This is a genomic window from Candidatus Omnitrophota bacterium (assembly GCA_025453395.1).
Lineage (GTDB): Bacteria > Omnitrophota > Gorgyraeia > Gygaellales > Profunditerraquicolaceae > JAlOQK01.
Genome location: JALOQK010000002.1, coordinates 133,594 through 153,472 on the forward strand (window position 1 = coordinate 133,594; position 19,879 = coordinate 153,472).

Annotated in this window: 24 protein-coding genes; all 24 read left to right on the forward strand. The window is 42.2% G+C overall.

What is annotated here, in order from left to right:
• Nucleotides 1-9 precede the first annotated feature (9 nt).
• Entirely contained in the window at nucleotides 10-1,002 is a 993-nt protein-coding gene (locus MUF05_01870; protein ID MCU0665828.1) for a DNA-directed RNA polymerase subunit alpha, read from the forward strand.
• Between the two features lie 6 nt (nucleotides 1,003-1,008).
• Nucleotides 1,009-1,578, forward strand: a complete 570-nt coding sequence (rplQ, locus tag MUF05_01875) for a 50S ribosomal protein L17 (GenBank protein ID MCU0665829.1) — start codon at nucleotides 1,009-1,011, stop codon at nucleotides 1,576-1,578.
• Between the two features lie 10 nt (nucleotides 1,579-1,588).
• Entirely contained in the window at nucleotides 1,589-2,764 is a 1,176-nt protein-coding gene (locus tag MUF05_01880; protein ID MCU0665830.1) for a pyridoxal phosphate-dependent aminotransferase, read from the forward strand.
• 3 nt (nucleotides 2,765-2,767) lie between these two features.
• Nucleotides 2,768-4,021 (forward strand): 3-isopropylmalate dehydratase large subunit, encoded by a 1,254-nt coding sequence (locus MUF05_01885; GenBank protein ID MCU0665831.1) that lies wholly within the window; start codon nucleotides 2,768-2,770, stop codon nucleotides 4,019-4,021.
• 96 nt (nucleotides 4,022-4,117) lie between these two features.
• Nucleotides 4,118-5,164 carry a type IV pilus twitching motility protein PilT gene (locus MUF05_01890; GenBank protein ID MCU0665832.1) on the forward strand — a complete coding sequence of 349 codons (1,047 nt, stop codon included), beginning with the start codon at nucleotides 4,118-4,120 and terminating at the stop codon, nucleotides 5,162-5,164.
• Nucleotides 5,165-5,178: 14 nt separating this feature from the next.
• Entirely contained in the window at nucleotides 5,179-5,679 is a 501-nt protein-coding gene (locus tag MUF05_01895) for a 3-isopropylmalate dehydratase small subunit (protein MCU0665833.1), read from the forward strand.
• A 53-nt stretch (nucleotides 5,680-5,732) separates the two neighbouring features.
• Entirely contained in the window at nucleotides 5,733-6,107 is a 375-nt protein-coding gene (locus MUF05_01900; protein ID MCU0665834.1) for a four helix bundle protein, read from the forward strand.
• Nucleotides 6,108-6,155: 48 nt separating this feature from the next.
• Nucleotides 6,156-7,247, forward strand: a complete 1,092-nt coding sequence (locus MUF05_01905) for an isocitrate/isopropylmalate dehydrogenase family protein (GenBank protein ID MCU0665835.1) — start codon at nucleotides 6,156-6,158, stop codon at nucleotides 7,245-7,247.
• A gap of 9 nt (nucleotides 7,248-7,256) precedes the next feature.
• Nucleotides 7,257-7,691, forward strand: a complete 435-nt coding sequence (locus MUF05_01910) for a four helix bundle protein (GenBank protein ID MCU0665836.1) — start codon at nucleotides 7,257-7,259, stop codon at nucleotides 7,689-7,691.
• 179 nt (nucleotides 7,692-7,870) lie between these two features.
• A complete protein-coding gene (locus MUF05_01915; protein MCU0665837.1) occupies nucleotides 7,871-8,788 on the forward strand; it encodes a malate dehydrogenase in 918 nt (305 codons plus the stop codon).
• Between the two features lie 6 nt (nucleotides 8,789-8,794).
• Nucleotides 8,795-10,048, forward strand: coding sequence for an NAD(P)/FAD-dependent oxidoreductase (locus tag MUF05_01920; GenBank protein MCU0665838.1), 1,254 nt, complete (start codon nucleotides 8,795-8,797; stop codon nucleotides 10,046-10,048).
• A gap of 17 nt (nucleotides 10,049-10,065) precedes the next feature.
• Nucleotides 10,066-10,296: a hypothetical protein gene (locus tag MUF05_01925; protein MCU0665839.1), complete on the forward strand. Its 231-nt coding sequence runs from the start codon at nucleotides 10,066-10,068 to the stop codon at nucleotides 10,294-10,296.
• 321 nt (nucleotides 10,297-10,617) lie between these two features.
• A complete protein-coding gene (locus MUF05_01930) occupies nucleotides 10,618-10,848 on the forward strand; it encodes a helix-turn-helix domain-containing protein (GenBank protein ID MCU0665840.1) in 231 nt (76 codons plus the stop codon).
• A gap of 25 nt (nucleotides 10,849-10,873) precedes the next feature.
• On the forward strand, nucleotides 10,874-11,125 hold the full coding sequence (locus MUF05_01935) for an acyl carrier protein (GenBank protein ID MCU0665841.1): 252 nt from the start codon (nucleotides 10,874-10,876) through the stop codon (nucleotides 11,123-11,125).
• Nucleotides 11,125-12,165, forward strand: a complete 1,041-nt coding sequence (locus MUF05_01940; GenBank protein MCU0665842.1) for an SDR family oxidoreductase — start codon at nucleotides 11,125-11,127, stop codon at nucleotides 12,163-12,165. Before MUF05_01935 ends, MUF05_01940 begins: the two co-directional genes overlap by 1 nt.
• A 61-nt stretch (nucleotides 12,166-12,226) precedes the next feature.
• Nucleotides 12,227-12,814 (forward strand): hypothetical protein, encoded by a 588-nt coding sequence (locus tag MUF05_01945; GenBank protein MCU0665843.1) that lies wholly within the window; start codon nucleotides 12,227-12,229, stop codon nucleotides 12,812-12,814.
• On the forward strand, nucleotides 12,802-13,470 hold the full coding sequence (locus MUF05_01950; GenBank protein ID MCU0665844.1) for a nucleotidyl transferase AbiEii/AbiGii toxin family protein: 669 nt from the start codon (nucleotides 12,802-12,804) through the stop codon (nucleotides 13,468-13,470). Before MUF05_01945 ends, MUF05_01950 begins: the two co-directional genes overlap by 13 nt.
• A gap of 1 nt (nucleotide 13,471) precedes the next feature.
• On the forward strand, nucleotides 13,472-14,074 hold the full coding sequence (locus MUF05_01955; protein ID MCU0665845.1) for a nitroreductase family protein: 603 nt from the start codon (nucleotides 13,472-13,474) through the stop codon (nucleotides 14,072-14,074).
• 18 nt (nucleotides 14,075-14,092) lie between these two features.
• Nucleotides 14,093-15,547 (forward strand): NAD(P)/FAD-dependent oxidoreductase, encoded by a 1,455-nt coding sequence (locus MUF05_01960; GenBank protein ID MCU0665846.1) that lies wholly within the window; start codon nucleotides 14,093-14,095, stop codon nucleotides 15,545-15,547.
• A 1-nt stretch (nucleotide 15,548) separates the two neighbouring features.
• A complete protein-coding gene (locus MUF05_01965; GenBank protein ID MCU0665847.1) occupies nucleotides 15,549-17,738 on the forward strand; it encodes an ATP-binding protein in 2,190 nt (729 codons plus the stop codon).
• Nucleotides 17,739-17,874: 136 nt separating this feature from the next.
• Nucleotides 17,875-18,585, forward strand: coding sequence for a transposase (locus MUF05_01970; GenBank protein MCU0665848.1), 711 nt, complete (start codon nucleotides 17,875-17,877; stop codon nucleotides 18,583-18,585).
• A 286-nt stretch (nucleotides 18,586-18,871) separates the two neighbouring features.
• Complete coding sequence (locus MUF05_01975) at nucleotides 18,872-19,192, forward strand: hypothetical protein (protein ID MCU0665849.1); 321 nt, start codon at nucleotides 18,872-18,874, stop codon at nucleotides 19,190-19,192.
• Nucleotides 19,192-19,554: a PilZ domain-containing protein gene (locus tag MUF05_01980; GenBank protein MCU0665850.1), complete on the forward strand. Its 363-nt coding sequence runs from the start codon at nucleotides 19,192-19,194 to the stop codon at nucleotides 19,552-19,554. The genes MUF05_01975 and MUF05_01980 overlap by 1 nt, the downstream gene beginning before the upstream one ends.
• Nucleotides 19,555-19,638: 84 nt before the next feature.
• Nucleotides 19,639-19,878, forward strand: coding sequence for a helix-turn-helix domain-containing protein (locus tag MUF05_01985; GenBank protein ID MCU0665851.1), 240 nt, complete (start codon nucleotides 19,639-19,641; stop codon nucleotides 19,876-19,878).
• Nucleotide 19,879 lies beyond the last annotated feature (1 nt).

The following is a 19,879-nucleotide window of genomic DNA, read 5'->3' on the forward strand; positions in this document are numbered from 1 at the left end:
GTCAAATACATGGGAATTAAATGGAGAGATTTTCAACTACCAAACCGTTTAGAGTGTGATGAAGCCACTTACACAAATACCTACGGAAAGTTTTCTGCCGCTCCTTTTGAAAGAGGATACGGAGTAACTCTTGGTAATTCTTTAAGAAGGGTGCTTTTGTCTTCCATAGAAGGAAGCGCGGTTACTTCTATAAGGATCAATGGGGTACAGCATGAATTTTCAACTATCCCGTCAGTAATGGAGGATACTACTGAAATAGTGCTGAACCTGAAGAACCTGATCATTAATTCTCATTCCAAGATACCGAAAACCATCTATATCCGCAAAGATTCCAAGGGCGTGATCAAGGCAAGGGATATTGAGTCGGATGAAACCGTGGAGATCATCAATCCGGAATTGCATATCGCCACCCTTACTAAAGACGCGAAATTCCAGATGGAGATGGAAGTTGCCCGCGGCAGGGGTTATATGCCGGCAGAGATGAACAAAAAGGAAGATCATCCCGTAGGGACAATCGCGATTGATTCTATTTTCAGCCCGGTCAGGAAAGTAAACTATTCCATTGAGAATACCCGCGTGGGGCAGAGGACGGATTACGATAAACTGATCATCGAGATTTTTACCAACGGATCAATTACTCCAAAAGATGCGCTTCTCTACGCCTCTAATATTTTACAGCGGCACATGGACATCTTTGTTAATTTCGGCCAGCTTCCCGAAGAGGATGATGAGCCAGAGGTAGAGATGAGCAAAGAGGAAACCGCCATTTATGAGAAACTGCGCCTTCCCATATCCGAGCTTGAATTGTCAGTAAGAAGCTCAAACTGCCTGCGTGAGGCCAATATCAAGATTATCGCGGACTTGGTCAAGCGCGGCGAAGATGAGATGTTAGGTTTTAAGAACTTCGGTAAAAAATCATTAACCGAGATCAAGGAACTTCTTGCAGGGATGGGCTTGAGTTTAGGTATGCAGATTGATTCCAAAAAATTAAAGAAGGCGTAAACACACATGAGACATAAGAAAGCAAAAAATAGGTTGAACCGTTTTACCAGCTGGAGAAAAGCCACTTTAAAAAGCATGGCGCGTAACCTTTTTATCTATCAGACCATGACTACAACTTTAGCCAAGGCAAAGGCAGCCCGGCCGGTCGTGGAAAAGCTGATCACGCTTGCTAAAGAAGATACTCTATCCGCAAGAAGAAAAGCTTACGCGGTACTTTGTGATCACGCGTTAGTGAAAGTGCTTTTTGATGATATCGGCAAGCGTTTTGCCGATAGGACCGGAGGATACATCCGTATTCTGCACCTTGGCAAGCGCCGCGGGGATAATGCCCAGATGGCCATCTTTGAGCTTACCGAAATCAAGAAGAAAGAAGTAAAAAAAGTCAAGAAAGAGAAAGAGCAAAAAGCTGTTGAAGCCGATAAGAAGCATGAACAAGGCCAGGTAATTGATACTGTTGCTGTTCAGCCACCCGTTAAGCCCAAACATGAGGAAAAGCCGGTATTGGAAAAGAAACCTCAAAAGAAATTCCTGGGCGGGATAAAGAATATATTTAAAAAAGAGCGCGATTCGCTATAAATTATATAGTATGCGCATAGACACAAGATTAGCCGCTCGCATGGAGAAGATTAATCCTTCTTCAACCTTGGCGATCACTTCGGCTGCTAAGAAACTTAAAAGCCAGGGGGCTGATGTTGTGACATTGGCCGCTGGAGAACCGGATTTTGACACGCCGGATTTTATCAAGCAGGAGGCAATCCGCGCGATAGAATCCGGCTTTACCAAATATACTCCCACCACAGGCATCCCGGAATTAAAGTCCGCCATCTGCGATAAATTCAAAAAAGACAATAATCTAGAATATGCCCCTGAGCAAATAGTTGTTTCCTGCGGGGCAAAGCACAGTATCTTTAACGCTATTTTTGTTTTAGCCGAAGAAAAAGATGAAGTTCTAATACCTGTTCCTTATTGGGTCAGCTACCCGGAAATGGCCAGATTAGCTGGCGGCTCTGTGCGGTTTATTCCATCCTTACCGGAGAATGATTTTAAACTTAAGCCCAAGGAAATAGAAAAATATATTACTTCTAAGGCCAAGGTTTTGATTTTAAACAGCCCCTCTAATCCTTCGGGCTGCGTCTATACCAAAGAAGAGTTAAAAGATATCGCCCGCGTTTGCGTGGAGAATAAAATATTTGTTATCTCTGATGAAATATATGAAAAGATAATTTTTGACGGGGCCAGCCACTCTTCTATTGGTTCTTTTGGAGCTGATATATATAATCTTACCATCACCGTGAATGGATTTTCCAAAAGCCATTCCATGACCGGATGGCGCGTAGGGTATTTAGGAGCGCCCCTTGATGTGGCAAATGCCATTTCCAAACTGCAGGATCACACCACCTCCAATGTAAGTTCCATAAGCCAAAAAGCCGCCCTTGCCGCGGTTAAGGCCGACGATAAATTCTCAAAAGAAATGTGCGCTCAATATCAACAGCGCAGGGATTATTGTATGTCGCGTTTATCCGGCATGAAAAAAATAAGTTTTGTTAAGCCCCAGGGCGCCTTTTACATTTTCTGCAATATCTCTAAAAGCAAAATGGATTCTGTAACTTTTGCCCAGAAGATCCTTAACGAAGAAAAAGTAGCTTTGATCCCCGGAGACGGTTTTGGCAAAGACGACTGCATCCGCATTAGTTTTGCCACAAGTATTGAACAACTAACCAAAGGGCTTAACCGGCTTGAGGCTTTCTTAAACCGAATATAAAATATGCCGAAGACTGTCGCCGAGAAAATATTATCCAGCCATTGCGGTAAAGACGTTAAGGCGGGTGATTTCGCGCTTTGCAATATTGATTTTACCTTTGGGCAGGATGGCACCTCTTCTATTATTATTGACCGGGTCAGGCAGATGGGTTTGTCTGAGTTAAAAACAAAGTTTTGCATGGTCATTGATCATAGCGCGCCATCTCCCAGCGAAGGGGTATCGCGCGTGCATAAAAAGATGCGCGAATTTTCCTCAGAATTTAAGGCCTTTCTTTATGATATAGGATGCGGTGTCTGCCATCAGGTGATTCCCGAATCAGGCGAAATTCTCCCCGGAGACCTGGTTTTCGGAGCGGATTCGCATACCTGCACCTATGGCGCTCTGGGGGCCTTTGCTACGGGTGTCGGTTCCACAGATTTGGCCATTGCCTTAGCTACGGGGAAAAACTGGCTTAAGGTTCCCCAAACCATAAAAATATCCGTAAAAGGGAAATTTCCAAAAGGCGTATTTGCAAAAGACCTGATTTTGCGTATAATAACAGATATAGGAGCTGACGGGGCTACTTATCGCGCGGTTGAATTCTGCGGCAGCGCCATTGACAGCTTAAGCATGGACGCCAGGTTTACCATTTGCAATATGGCAGTAGAGATGGGGGCTAAAGCAGGCTTTATGCCTGTGGATGAGAAAACTGTTTCCTGGCTTAAGGCAAGATTAAAAGGCAAAAGAAAAATCCAGAAGATTGCCGCCGACCCAGGGGCAATCTACGAAAAAGTTTTGGAATATGATGTTTCAAGATTGAAACCCCAAGTATCGCGTCCGCACACCGTGGACACGGCTTTAGATATCACTAAATTCAAGAACGTTAAAATTAACCAGGCATTTTTAGGCACATGCACAAACGGAAGATTAGAAGATTTAACAGTTGCCGCTAAGATTTTAAAAGGAAGAAAAGTTTCCAGCGGCGTGCGTTTGATAATCGCGCCAAGCTCAAGAGATGTTTTAGAAAAAGCTTTAAAAGAAAAAGTAGTGGATGTTTTTGTTAAATCAGGCGCGATCATCGTGGCGCCCGGTTGCGGGCCTTGCGTGGGTACTCACAATGGCGTGCCCGCAGACGGGGAAGTAGTCATCTCAACGGCAAACAGGAATTTTAAAGGGCGCATGGGAAATCCAGCTGCCTTTATTTATCTGGGGTCAGCGGCAACGGTAGCAGCTTCGGCGGTTGAAGGCAAGATCGCTGATTGCCGAAAATATTTATAGACACCCGGCGCAATTTGATGCGCCGGTGCGCAATTATCAGGCAACACCCGGCGCAATTTGATGCGCCGGTGTGCCCTTTCTGGGCAAGGAGGACTAATGGAAATTAGGGATCTTTTATTGCAGTGTATTGAAACCAAATCATCAGATCTGCACTTGACTGAAAATGAGCCTCCGCTTTTACGTATTGACGGACGCATCAATCGCACCAAAAGTAGTATTCTGGGCAGAGACGATCTTAAGAAAATGATCTATAGTATTTTGACCAGCGCCCAGAAAGAAGTGTTTGAGCGCGACCTGGAGCTGGATTTATCATTGGCGCTTCCCGGATTAGACAGGTTCCGGGTGAATGTGCATTTGCAGAAGGGTTCTGTGGAAGCAGCCTTTCGCCGTGTGCCTCTGGATATCCCCAGTATTCAGGATTTGGGCCTGCCGCCAATAGTTTTTGATCTGGCGCGCAAACCCAACGGTTTATTTTTAGTTACCGGGCCAACCGGAGTAGGTAAGACCACAACTTTAGCCGCGATAATTGATTTGATCAATTCCGAGCGCGAATGTTTGATGATGACCATAGAAGACCCGATAGAATTTATCCACGCGAATAAGAAAAGCGTGATCAAGCAGAGGGAAGTTTACGCGGATACGCGTTCTTTTGCCGAAGCGCTTAAGCATACATTGCGCCAGGACCCTAATGTTATTGTGGTTGGCGAAATGCGCGATCTGGAAACTATCTCTACAACTTTGACTGCCGCGGAAACAGGGCACTTGGTATTGGCAACTTTACATACCCCTGATGCTCCGCAGACCATTCAAAGAATTATAGACGTATTCCCTCCGCATCAACAGCAACAGGTTAAATTACAGCTTGCCGACTGTTTGCAAGGAGTTGTCTCGCAGTTATTGCTGCCCAAAGCTGACGGGCACGGAAGAGTGCTTGCCACAGAGATAATGGTTGCCACCGCTGGTATCCGTAATCTTATCCGCGAGCAGGAAGTTGAGCAGGTCCCGACACTTATTCAGACCGGGAGCCAATTCGGGATGAAGACCATGGATAAATGTCTGAAAGAATTATTCCAGCAGGGGCTTATTTCTTTGGACACTGCCATGTCTAAAGTCAAGAACGTGGAAGAATTCAAGCATCTTTAAAAAGGAGAGTTTCTTTGCGTTTAGAAGGAAAGGCCATAAAGTTAGGCGATGATATCAACACGGATTTTATTATTTCCGGCCGCTACAAATTCGCCATTACCGATATGAAAGAATTGGCCAAGCATATTATGGAAGATATCGACCCAGCATTCCCATCCAAGATTACGCCCGGTCAATCTATCCTGGTTGCTGGAAGAAATTTCGGCATGGGCTCATCGCGCGAGCAGGCGCCATTGGTAATAAAAGAATCCGGAATAATTGCTGTGGTTGCTAAATCTTTTGCCAGGATATTTTATCGTAACGCTTTTAATATAGGATTAGCCCTGGTGGAATTGGATACTGATAAAATAAAAGAAGGCGACGCCTTAGATATTGATTTAGATAAAGGCGCTGCCAGGAATGTTTCATCCGGCGTTGATTTTAAAATCTCCCCCTTGCCGGAATTCATGCAAGCTCTTTTACGCGAAGGCGGAGTGGTAAATTACGTTAAAAAGTATGGCGAGTTAGAAATTTAGAATTAAAAAATAAAAATTCAAAATTAAAATACAAAATGCTGGTATAATTGCTAATGGAAAATAAAGGGGCAAGTTTTCAGAGTAATTATGATATAAAAAACAGGACCTACGCTTTCTCGGTTAGTATTGTTAATTTTGTTTCTGATTTACCAAAAGATAACGCAACTCACATTATTTCTAATCAATTGTTGGCTAGTGCTACAAGTGTAGGTGCTAATGTTATTGAAGCGCAAGCATCAAGTTCACGCAAAGATTTTACAAATTTCTTGAATCATTCTTTGAAATCAGGAAATGAGACAAAATATTGGCTATGTTTGTTACGGGATACTGGCAGAGCCGAATATCCTAAAGTCAGCAAGCTTATTAATGAAGTAACTGAAATTAATAATATACTTGGAAAAAGCATTATTACTTTACGTAATAAGTAGCATTTATGTTTTTAATTTCTAATTTTTAATTTTTCATTTTTAATTCCTATGCCCTACACCATTACTCTTATCCCAGGCGACGGAATTGGCCCGGAAGTAGCCAGGGCCGCGCAAGCTTGTATTGACGCAACCGGTGTTAAGATAAGCTGGGATCAGGCGCAAGCCGGCCAAGACGCCTTAGAGCAATGCGGGGAACTTCTTCCTGAAGCCACCCTTTCATCTATCAAAAAAAATAAAATTGCATTAAAAGGTCCGATCACCACTCCTATTGGAAAAGGTTTCCGCTCGGTGAATGTGGCTATTCGTCAGGCTTTGGATCTTTACGCCTGCGTGCGTCCGGCAAAATCGTATCCGGGGGTAAAAAGCCTGTATAAAGATATCAATCTGGTGATTGTGCGCGAGAACAGCGAAGACCTTTACGCCGGTATTGAATTTGAGCAGGGCAAGCCCGAGACCGAAGAGCTTATCAAAAAAATAGATTCCTATAGTGTTAAGAAAATCCGCCCTGATTCAGGCATTTCCATTAAACCCATTTCGCTTTATGCCGCCGAAAGGATCGTAAAGTTTGCTTTTGAATACGCCTTGGCAAATAACCGCAAGAAAGTCACCTGTGTGACTAAAGCCAATATCATGAAATATACCGACGGGCTTTTTCTGGCGGCGGCAAAGGGGGTTGCTCAAAGCTATGAAGGCAGGGTATTATTTGAAGAGGCCCTGGTGGATAATATGGCAATGCAGCTTGTGCAAAGGCCGCACTATTATGATGTGCTGGTGCTTCCTAATCTTTATGGGGATATTCTTTCGGATCTTTGCGCTGGATTAATCGGAGGTTTAGGAATTGCTCCGGGAGCCAATATCGGAGAAAAGATAGCGGTATTTGAGGCAGTGCACGGCTCTGCTCCTAAATACGCTGGTTTGAATAAAGTCAACCCTAGCGCGATGATCTTGTCCGGGGTTTTGATGTTGCGCCATCTTGGAGAAAATGAAGCTGCCAACCGCTTGGAACACGCCTTAAGCGCAGTACTTAAAGAAGGCAGATTTGTTACCTATGATTTAAAACCGCATCGCGATGACCCTTCGGCAGTGGGCACAAAACAAATGGCAGAAGCGGTAATAAGAAAGTTACATGAGGTTACGTGAGGTTAAGTGATGTTACATCAGGTTGCTAAAAGCACAGTATCAAAAACAGCGCCTTATGAAAAACTCAAGTTTTATCAGGATATTTGCCAGATTCGCAAGTTAACCTATCAAATAACAGAGAATATTGTTCGTTCACATATGCGTTTAGCTTCTCAGATGAGAGATGCCGCGCGTTCTGCTAAGCAAAATCTAAGAGAAGGATATCGCAAAGGCACATTAGGAGAATTTATACATAGCATAAAGATAAGTCAGGGGTCTTTAGCAGAGTTAAGTGGCGACATGGAAGATTGCTTGGAAGACGGTATTATTCAGAAAACTGATTTTGATATTTTTATGAAGCTTTATCGTAGTGCAGACTATATGTCAAATAGGTATTTAATTTCGTTATATAAGATAGAAAAAGAAGGCACATGGCGCACTTTCGCTAAGCGTAGTGCTAAATAGTCTTCCTGATTGTTGAATATTGTTTTTGCTCTTTGTTTCTAAGCAACCTCATTTAACATTATGTAACTTTATGCAACCTCATTTAACCTGATTGTTGAATATTGTTTTTGCTCTTTGTTTCTAAGCAACCTCATTTAACATCATGTAACTTTATGCAACCTCATTTAACCTGATTTTCTATGAAGATCTCTATTATCGGCGCTGGTAACGTTGGCGGCACCGCAGCTCTTCGCTTAGCGCAAGAAAATATCGGCGATATTTTCTTGTTTGATATCGCCGAGAACTTAGCCCGCGCCAAGGCCTATGATTTAGCTGACGCGCGGCAGGCCTTGGGCATGGATTATCATGTTACCGGCACATCTGATTTTGAACAGCTTAAGAATTCTGATATCGTGGTTATTACTGCAGGCCTTGCGCGCAAACCCGGGATGACCCGTGAGGACCTAGCCAGTAAAAACGCTTCTATTTTAAAACAAGTTTGCCATAATATCCGTCAGTATTGCCAGCGCGCGGTTGTTGTAGTGGTGACTAATCCATTGGATTTAATGACCCGTGTTTGCATAAATTCGCTTAATTTTAAAAAAACAAGTGTGTTAGGCATGGGGTTAACTTTGGATGCTTCGCGTTTTGCAAATCTAATCGCCGAGCAATTTAATGTCCCGGTGTCCAAGGTTGTGCCTTGTGTTATCGGAAGCCACGGTGAGGGCATGATGCCGTTAGCAAGATTTACTTTTGTTAACGGCACCTGCCTGAAGCAACTGCTTCCTGAAGAGGAAGTAAACCAGCTTATCAGCCGTACCATTGGCCGCGGGGCAGAGATTGTTTCTTTGTATGGTACGGGAAGCGCTTATTACGCTCCCTCGGCGGCGATAGCAGAGTTGGTCAAGGCTATAGCGCAGGATAAAAGATGCGTTTTGGGAGTATCTTGTTATCTTAACGGGCAGTATGGGGTAAAGGATGTTTGCGCAGGGCTGCCTTGTGTTATCGGCAAGAATGGCATTGAAGAGATTGTTCAGCTTGATCTTGATCAGAATGAAAAAGAATCTTTCCTTAAGGCTTGTCAGGGCATAAAAGAGCAGTTTTCTAGAATTCAATAATTCTCTATGGACTATGATTTAATTATTATCGGCGCCGGTTGGGCGGGATTGACCGCTGCTAAAAAGGCTGTCAAGTCCGGGATGAAAGTCTGCCTGATTGAGAAGGATAAAACAGGCGGTGTCTGCCTTAACCGCGGGTGTATTCCTACCAAGGCTTTAATACATTGGGCTAAAATAAATTCTCTTAATTCTAAACCCGTAGATTTTTCCCTTGCCCAGGCGAAAAAGAATAAAATTGTTTCTCAGCTTGCCGCGGGAGTGCAATTTTCTTTAAAAGGCGTAGACGTTTTAGCTGCTACGGCAAAATTAACCGGCCCCAATAAAGTCCTAGCCGGCGATAAAGAAATTAGCGCTAAATTCATTCTTGTTTCAACCGGTTCGCTGCCTTTTGAATTGCCGGATTTAAAATTTGCTGCGCCTAAGATTATTTCCAGTGATCAACTATTGCAATTGGAGAAGCTGCCCCCGGAAATACTAATTGTGGGAGCCGGGGTGATCGGATGCGAGTTTGCTTCGTTATTCAATCAATTAGGGGTAAAAGTCACCCTCGCGGAGAAAATGCCGTTTATCTTGCCTGGGCAGGACGCGCAGATCCAGAAGAAAATAGAAACAACTTTTAAGAAAAAAGGGATCAATGTTTTGATTGATGCTGATGTAAAAAGTATGAATTTGGACGGCTATTCTTTGATAGCTGTCTGCGTGGGTAGAGTTGCTAATGTTTCCCTCCAGGGCGCTCAAGAGGTCGGATTAAAGATCCAGAAGCAGGGATTCGCAGTGGATGAATATTTACGCACGACTGTGCCCAATATTTTTGCCGCTGGAGACTGCACCGGAAAGATTATGCTTGCGCATTATGCTTCTTATCAGGCAGAAGTGGCAGTGGATAATATGCTGGGGGCTAATAGAAAAGCCGATAATCCTTATGTGCCCAATTGCATTTTTACCGATCCTTTGATTGCGAGCGTTGGCTTAACTGAAGAAGAGGCGATGAAGCGGGCAGTGGATACGGTTATGCACAAGTTTGATTTTATGGCTTCGGGCATGGCCAGAGTGATGGATGCCGCCGAAGGTTTTATAAAGATTATTTCTGATAAAGCAAGTGGCAAGATCTTAGGCGCCAGCATGATCGGGCCGGAAGTTACCGAGCTTATATCTGTTATTACTGTGGCAGCTTCCAACGGTTTGACCGTAAAACAGCTTAAGGAAACTATTTTTGCTCATCCGACTTTGAGTGAATCTATCCGCGAGGCGTTAGAATAAGAGAGAGAGGACTTGTTATGATTGAAGTTAAACTTCCAGAGTTGGGCGAGGGGATCAAGCAGGCTACAGTTTCTTACTGGTTTTTTCAGGAAGGGCAAGCTGTAAAAGAAAAAGAAGAATTAGTTGAACTTACTACCGACAAAGCCACTTTTAATCTTCCCAGTCCGGCAAGCGGAGTATTAAAACAGGTGCTTATTAAGGAAGGCGAAACCATCGCCATCGGCACCGTCTTGGCAATAATATCGTAGACGCTTTAGCTAACCCCATGTAGCACAATAACTTATGAAACAAATACGCCATAGAAAAGGGGCACTTTGCCTTTCTGCCCCGAAAGGGCGCACTTGGCATTCATTTTTGCCAAGGTGCAATAGGCAAAGGTGCGTCCCAGTAATTAGCGTACTTTGCCTTCCTGTGATTTTAGTTTTTTAAACCCTACCCATATTTGTTTTGTAATCTTTTGTGTGGCATAGTATTAGCTAAAGCGTCTACAATGAATTATTTTACTTGACAAGGGATTATTTGTTTGGTATATGTAGGATTAGTTAAGATATGTTAAAAGAGGTGTGGATATGAAAGAGAAGAAAAGCAAAGAAATTATGACCGCAAAAGATGTGGCAGATTATCTGGGATTGCATCCTTTGACTGTGCACCGTTACGCCCGCCAGGGTAAAATTCCCGCGTTTAAGATCGGCACTGATTGGAGATTTCACCGTAAGTATATTGAGCGCTGGATCAAGGAAAAGTTGACTTGTCAGGCTAGGGCCCAAGTTGTACTCAACACAGAAAAACCGCAATCATAATTATATTTTTTAAGGAGGCTTATGCATGGCAAAAAACATTGAAGAAATAAAGAAGGAAACGAGGAAGCTGGTAGCTGAAATAACCGAGCGGCCGGAGGATGAGCTTAAAGACGAAAGCCGCTTTGTGGAAGATTTAGGCATAGACAGTATGATGGCCCTTGAGATTGTGGCAAGCCTTGAGAAAAAATATAAAATCGTTATCCCCGAAGAAGAAATCCCAAACGTGCGTTCCCTTGTCAACGTCTTTGCCATGCTGGAGAAGTTAATCAAAGCGTGATGAAGAAAAAAGTTTTCCTTACCGGCGCAACCGGGCTTGTCGGCTCATACCTTGCCAAAATTCTTCTTTCCGAAGGCCATAAAATCATCGCTTTGGCCCGCTTCGCTTCAAATAAAAATCCCCCACAGAGAGTAAAAGAAGCTTTAAATTTATGGGGACAAATTGCCCTTGATAATCTTGAAGTTTTAGAAGGGGATATCTGCCTTGCGGATTTAGGATTAGACAAAAAATCCCGCGCGCGTTTAGATAAAATTCAGGAAATCTTCCACTGTGCGGCAATTACCGATTTAAATCTTCCCATAGAGAAACTGCGTCAAACCAATGTCACCGGCACAAAAAACATTCTGGAGTTGTCTTTATCGCTTAAGAAAAAATCCAAGCTTGAAAGAACCAGCCACATAAGTACCGCCTATGTCTATGGAAATTATGCTGGCACCTTTACCGAGAAAGATTTAGATAAAGGCCAAAGTTTTCCCACCAATTACGAAAAATCCAAATTTGAAGCTGAGATTTTAGCCTATGATTACCGCAGGCAGGGCCTTTGGGTTGATATTTACCGGCCATCCATGGTTATCGGAGATTCCACAACCGGCCGCATTTTTGAATCCAAACATATGTATCAGCTCTTGAAACTTTGTTCGCTTGAGATTTTTCCAGAGTTTCCCCTGAAAAATTCCTGGGCAAGCCTTGTCCCGGTAGATCTAACCTGTCAGGCGATTTATATTTTATGGTCGCGCCACCAAAAACCAAATTGCACATTTCACCCGTTTCCGGCGCGCTTGGTGTCAATAGAGCAGATGCTTGATATCGCGGGAGAGATCATGGGTTTTAAGCCTCCTAAAGTTGTAAGTTTAGAGCAATTTAAGCCGGTTAATCTTACTCCGGCACAGCGCAAAATATTGCAGGAAACCATCTTTAACATAAATTTCCACACCGGCCTGGATTCAACTTACACCAATAATCTTCTTCAAGGTTACGGTTTTACCATGCCGGAAGTGGATGAAAAGATGCTTCGCGTGATCTTAGCGAAGAGCGCTTGACAAAATAACAGCAGGAATATATAATTAACATTAATGTTAACAATGTATCCCCAGCTATATTATGCATTATTTACAGCTTAGCAAGTTAAATAAGAAGCCTTATTTTGATATAGGCCAAATAGCCGATACCTTAGGGATTACGAAGCCTTCGGCGCGGGTTATTGCCAGCCGTTATGTAAAACAAGGGATACTAATTAGGCTCAAAAACAATTGTTATGTTACTTCCGAGCGCTGGCAGGCGCTTGATTCAATGGCTTTGTTTTCTCTTGCCAATATCCTGCAGGTGCCTTCGTATATATCATTTCTTTCTGCTTTAGGCTTTCATGAAATATCTACCCAGGTTGCGCGTGGCGTTATTGAAAGTGTTTCTCTTAAGCGTTCCCGTTCTATCCGTGTAAAAGAGCAAGAATTTGTTTATTATAAACTTAGGAAAAAACATTATTTCGGTTTTCATAAGAAAGATGGTATTTTTATGGCAACTGCCGAAAAGGCGCTTGCCGACGCTTGTTATCTTTATTCATTAAACCGTTATGCGCTTGATTTTTCCGCGCTTAACCTTTCCCGTTTAAATAAGCGCGAATTATCAGGTGTCATCAGGCATTACCCAAAACGTACGCAGCAGATAGTGAAAAAAATATGCAAGATTTAATTAAGCAGGAACAATTTGAGTTAGAGGTATTGGATAAGTTAAATACCGCGCGCCTGTTGAATAAACTTATTTTCTGCGGCGGCACGATGCTTAGGCTTTGTTATGGGCTCCAGAGATTTTCTGTAGATCTTGATTTTTGGCTGGCGCGCAAGGTCTCCCACGCGAAACTTTTTAAAGAATTAAAAGATATTCTATCCGCTTCCTATACAATAAGAGATAGTGCTAATAAATTTCACACTATTCTTTTTGAAATTAAATCAAGCCGTTATCCGCGCGCGCTAAAGATCGAAGTGCGAAAACAGGCAAGAAAGGTAAAAGCCGATACTGCCATTGCCTATAGCCAATATTCTAATACTCAAGTATTTCTTAAAGTTCTGTCTTTGCAAGATATGATGCGCAATAAGGCAGAAGCTTTCCTAAGCCGTAAAGAAGCCCGGGATATCTTTGATATGGAGTTTTTGTTTAAGAAGGGGATTTTGTTGGGGATCCCTAAGAAGGATATCGGCAAGATACTTTCTACCCTTGATGCGTTGACAAAGAAAGATTATCAGGTAAAATTAGGTGCGCTACTTTTGCCCGAACAGCGCGCCTATTACACAAAAGAAAATTTTAAGATTTTAAGAATGGCGTTAGAGGAGCGTATTTCTTCCATATAATATGCAAAATACATTTTCCGAACAGCTTCTAGATTTGATTAAACAGCGCGCCAGTATCCGCCGCTACCAAGATAAGCCTGTGCCTAAGGAGATTTTGGATAAAATTATTGAGGCAGGCATTTGGGGGCCGTCTTTGATGGCTCCGGGATTTCAGCCGTGGAAATTTGTAGTTATACAGGATGCCGGCAAGATCAAGAAATTATCCGAGATTATGTTTGTCAAATCCAAACAATTAGGCGCTGGAGCAAATGTTATTACACGAATAAGCGCAGAAACAATTGCAAGTGCTAAAGTATTGGTGGTAATTTATAATTGTTCTGCAGTTGTTTCTTTTGTTAAAAGAATTAACGAGGATTATATGAAAATGGCTAGACAAGCTGAAATTGCAGCTATTTCAGCAGTTATACAAAATATGATTCTAGTCGCAGAAGGATTTGGCTTGGGTTCTTGTTGGCTTGATACGCCTTTATTTTGTAAAGATGGAATAAATGAATTTGTTAAGCCTGAGGGTGAACTTGTGGCAATGCTTACTTTGGGTTATCCGGCAGAAAAAGGTAAAAGATGCAAAAGAAAGCCGCTAAGTGAGTCAGTCATCTATGAGTAAGAAAGAGAGTCTTTTGAAATGAACGAAAAATATGATGTAGTGATTATTGGGGCTGGGATTGGGGGGCTTGTCTGCGGATGCTATCTGGCTAAAGCAGGGTTAAAGGTTATGATTGTAGAGCAGCATGATAAGCCGGGGGGCTATTGTACTTCTTTCCAGAGAAAAGGCTACACTTTTGATGCTGGAGGACATTATTTGGGTGGCATTAGAAATGGCATGCTTGGGAAAGTATTAACTGAAATAGGTGTTATGGACGTTATGAAGTTTAATCAGTTTAATCCGGTTGACACAATTATTTTTCCCGATTCCTCTGTTCATATTTATGCTGATATTGAAGATACAATAATGGATATGCAAAAAGTTTTTCCAAAAGAAAAGAATAATATTACTAATTTTTTTAAGTTTATACTCGACAAAGATTTTCTTTCGATTTACAAAAAGATTAAGAGGTTAAGTTTTCAATTAGTTTTAGATGAATACTTTGAAGATAATAGATTAAAAGCTAAGTTTGAAGTTTTGCTAGGGGGGCTAGGCTTACCTTCTGATAAAGTGTCTGCTGTTAGTGCGACACTTCTTTTCAGGGAAACAGTATGTGATCCAGGTTGGTATCCTAAGAAAGGATTGCAATCATTTCCTGATTTGCTATCCGATATCATAAGAAGCAATGGTGGTAAGATTATTTTCGGTAAGAAAGTTGCTAAAATATTATGTGAGAACAATGAGGCAAAAGGAGTTGTCTTAAATGATGGCGTTAAATTCTTATCCAATGCTGTTATTTCAAACGCTGATGCGATACAAACTTTTACTAAGCTTATTGATTTGGAGAGTAAAGAAAAACAACTAGGAATAGATTACATTATTTCTCCTTCTGCTTTTTTTGTTTATCTGGGCTTAAAAGATGGGGTTGAGAAAATAATAAAATCTCCTTCTAATATGCTGATTTTCTCGGATTATGACTTAAAGAAGTATTACTGTAATTTTGATCATTTTGCAATAGATAATGAATTAATAAAATATGTTGTTTGTATTTTCTCATCTTTGCATTCGGGAGATAATAAAATAAAACGTGCTATGGAATTGTTCACAATAGTTCCGTTTAAGAGTGATGATTTCTGGAAAAGACACAGAGTATCTTTTATGGATGGCATGCTTGATTTTACTATTCGCAACATAGCTGGTTTAAGAGATTATATAGATATTAAGTTTAATGCCACACCAAGCACTTTTCATAAATATACTTTAAATAGTGATGGAGCTGCTTATGGTTGGGCTTCTACTCCTAATTTGATTACAAAGCCAATTTTTATGAGTCGTAGTTCTATAAGGAAACTATATTTAGCTGGACATTGGTGTAATGGTGGCTTGTGTCAAGGTGGAGTTCCGCAAGTAGCTGTTATGGGAAGGACAACAGCGCGCTCTGTAATTGAGGATGCTGGATTAAAATGGCAGTATAAATATAATTTACTAATCTAATATGAATATTTTCGGTATATCCGGTTTATTAGTCTTTATATCCGCCTTTTTAATAGGAGTTATCGCTTTTTCTAAAAGCAAGAGAACTAATGTCATTCTTGTTTTCAGTTCTTATGCTTTTTCTGTAGCTATTTGGGGGTTAGGTGCATATAAAATATCTACAATTAAGAATCCCGAAGATGCTTTTTGGTGGTGGAGATTAGTTTATATCATTGTCATCCTTATCCCCGTAGTGCATTATCATTTTATTTATGCTTTTTTAAAACTTCAAAATAAGGTCCACAAATATTTGTTACGTTTGTCATATATAACAGGCATTATTTTTATTGCTATAAACTTATGTTCTAGACCTCTATTTTTAGGTGGGGTGCGGTATGTTTTTAATTCGTTCTATTACGTTGACTGGTTTATTTCTAAAAGTTGGATTTATTTAGCCTTTTATATTGGGTTTTATTGGATTCTTTTGGGGTATGTTTTTTGGCTTGTTTTGAGAAGTTATTGGCATTCTACCGGAGTTTTTAAGAATCAGTTAAAATATATAATTATTGCTTCTATTATATCTTGGCCAGGAGCTGAAGGAGTATTTTTACCTATATTTAGATTAGATATTTTCTCATTTTCCAATCTTTTGCTGGTATTGTATCCGTTAATAATAGTCTATGTTATTATTAAATACCGCCTTATGGACATTAGGGTGGCGATTACGAGGGTTGGCGTATTTATTTTTGTTTATACTTTTGTCTTAGGCCTGCCGTTTGTAGTGGCTACAACTTATAAAACTCATCTAATTGAAATATTAGGTCCGGAATGGTGGTTAATGCCATTAGGGCTTATGGCTGTTTTAGCCACGGTTGGGCCGTTTATCTATATATATGTCCAGCGTAAAGCCGAGGAAACGCTTCTTCGCGAGCAGAGGCAGTATCAGCAAACCCTCAAGCATGCTTCCGTGGGCATGACCCGTATCCGCAGTTTAAAAAGATTGTTGGATCTGATTGTGCATATTATTACCAAGACCGTCAAGATTTCCTACGCCGGAATTTACCTTTATGATTCGCAGAACAATGAGTTTATTTTGCATGTGGCGCGCAACAAAGGCACAGAGCATTTGCGCGCGGTTTCCTATGACAATCCGCTTGTGGCATGGGTGATGGTTAAGCGCGAGCCGCTTGTGTATGAAGAAATCAAGCGCTATATGGAAGATACCCATGACCAGACCTACAAGCATCTGGAAGAAAATATGCGCGTTTTGCAGGCGATAGTGGTGGTGCCGATTTTCCTGGAGAACCGTTTTATGGGGTTTGTGGTTTTGGGCGAGAAAAATTCCGGCCAGATCTATACCATTGAGGATTTAAACGTCTTCCAGATTTTGGCAAGCCAGGCGGCGCTTGCTATTGAGAACGCCCAGTTTTACGAGGATGCCAAAGAAATGCAGGCGCAGATCGCCCAGGCAGAGAAGATGGCCACCATCGGCACCATGGCCGACGGATTATCTCATCAGATCAACAACCGTTTTTACGCCTTGTCTTTGATTGCCGGAGACACCATTGACACCATTAAGACTACCGATACCGCGAATTGCTCAAGCGACATTAAAGAGATGATCAAGAATATTTCTTACGCCCTTGAGCGCATTCAGAATAATGTTATGCAGGGCGGAGAAGTGGTAAAGGGCATCCTTAAATACAGCCGCCGCGGAGATGAGAATTTTGGCGCGCTTGCCCTTGATGATATTTTGGATGGGACAATTGATATGGTGCAGTTTAAGATTAAGCTGAAGGAAATTGATATTGTGCGCGATTACCCCAAGGATATCCCCAAGATTTACGGCAACCTGGTCCAGCTTCAGGAAGTGTTTTTCAATTTTATTGATAACGCCTATGACGCCATTGTAGAGCGGCGCACGACTTTGAACGAAAAGGATTATCGCGGCAAGATTGTGATTACGGCTATCCCCAGAGAAAAGACAATTGAAATTATTGTTGAGGATAACGGTATGGGCATTAAGGATAATAATAATGCTAAGATTTTCACCCCGTTTTTCACCACCAAGATTTCCGCCAGAAAAGGCACCGGCTTAGGCCTGTATGTTATCCGCAAGATCATCACCGAGGCGCATAACGGCAGGATCATGTTCCACTCCGTGCACGCCCAAGGCACCCGCTTCACCCTGATCTTACCCATCATCTCCTAGACCCCTGTAGACGCTTTAGCTAAAATCCTGCAGCACAGAGAATTACAAAACAAATATGGGTAAGGTAAATTTAAGTGTATCTATTTTTGTAAGACGCGCGCAGTTGTTTCGTCTAATAGAATAAAAGGAGGATGACATGCCGTCTTGCGCCCGCAAGTATCAGTTAACCGGATCTTTGTTGTATCACATTTACAGCCGCAGCGCCTCGGGCAGGGAAATTTTCCGCTTGCCTCAGGATTACGCGCATTTCGCGCGCCTGGCCAGCAGGTACACCGAGCTTTTTCATGCCAAGCTTTATCACTGGGCGATTATGCCCAATCATTATCATTTATTGCTTGAAATTGAACAGCCCGAGCAAATTTCGAGCATGATGGCCGGGATAAGCCGCGCCTACACGCATTATCATCACAAAGTTTACGAGACTTTCGGATTTCTGTGGCAGGGCAGGTTCAAGATGCAGCCCGTTGAGAAAGAAAGTTATATTTTTGCCTGCGCGCGGTATATTGAGCGCAATCCGGTTCGCGCCAAGATGGTTTCTTGCGCAGAGCAATATCCGTATAGCAGCGCCGCGTTTTATTGCACGGGCCGGCCCGACGCGGTGACTTGCGAGGACCCGATGTTCCACGAATTCGGCGCCGACGCGCGCTCGCGGCAGGCTGCCTATAAAAAATACCTGCGCGAATTTGATTATGAAGAGGAAAAGTATTATTCCCGCTTAAGCGATCCCGTAGGAGGGGCAAAGTTTATTAATCTGTTGCGCAAAGAGGGCGGCAGGCCTGTGTCATACCGGCGGGGCAGGGCGCCTGTGCGCAATCGGCGCAAGGTTATACAATTGGGAAAAACATAATTATTTTTTACTTTCATATTTATCCTACCCGGAATTGTTTTGTAATTCATTGCCCCGCAGGAGGTTAGCTAAAGCGTCTACGGGTATAAAAAAGATTTGATTATTTTTTAATTTTGTTGTAATATACTTGCATACTTAACCAAGCGAGGCGACAGTTGAGGGTGATTATCCAAGATAAATCCGTAGGCAATTCCTTGTGAAAGGGGTTGCCTTTTTTTATAACCTTATATACCCGGCGCTTAATCGGTATTGCGCCGGTACGCCCTTTCTGGGCAGGGAGGTTGATATGGATAAACCAATACCGCAAGAGGCCCGCGAAGCCTTAAGAAAATTCGCGGAACAGACTACAGGCTGGCAGGTTCAGGACACGCACATTAAAAGGATCCACGTGCATAAATTCAGCAGCCGCATCAGAAAGCTTGTGGAGTCAGAGATACGCGTGGGAGAAGAAATGGACCTGAATCTGGCTAATGTCCCCCATGAGTCTGTTTTTGCTATTTTTGAATCCAAGGATTACCTGGTTGTTACCCCTGACTATCACAGCAAAACCGGCGCCACAGTTTATTTGTTTGAGCCTAACGAAGTCACTGAGGTAGAAAAAGAATAATGAATGATGAAAGAAGGTCTTTTCCGCGCTTGCATTTTAGCGTTGAAGTTATCTGCCAGAAGTTAGATATAAACGCGCCTGAATTCCCAGTTTTAAATTCCCATAGTAAAAATATAAGCGCTACCGGAATTTGTATTGTCACAAAAGAGCGTTTTGAATCCGGGACTAATCTGGGGATGAATTTCTTCCTGCCGGATTATGATGAGCCTATTTACGCCATAGGGAAAGTGGTCTGGATTAAAGAAATAAAACTAAGCGATTCTTCCGCGGGCACAGCTTTTGACGCGGGGGTAAGGTTTTTGAAAATAAAACCTGATGACAGGGACAAGATCAACCAGTATGTGGTGGCGCGGATTAAATAGTGTGAGTATCTGCATAAATATGTAACATTCTGCAATACTATTCTTCTATATGTCAATGTATGCCGACAGATGTAAAGATTTTCCTTGACAGAAAATATTCTTTTTGTTAAAATCCCAATTATGGTAACAAGTGGTTTAATGACTATTGATGATCTGGCCGGGTATCTTAAAGTCAGCCGCCGCACTATTTACGAGTGGCTGAAAACTCATAAGATACCGGCGGTGAAACTGATCGGGCAGTGGCGTTTTAAGAGAGATAAAATTGACGCTTGGCTTGATAGTTCAAGCGCTTTTAGTACGCCCAATACGCGCCGTAGAAAATAAA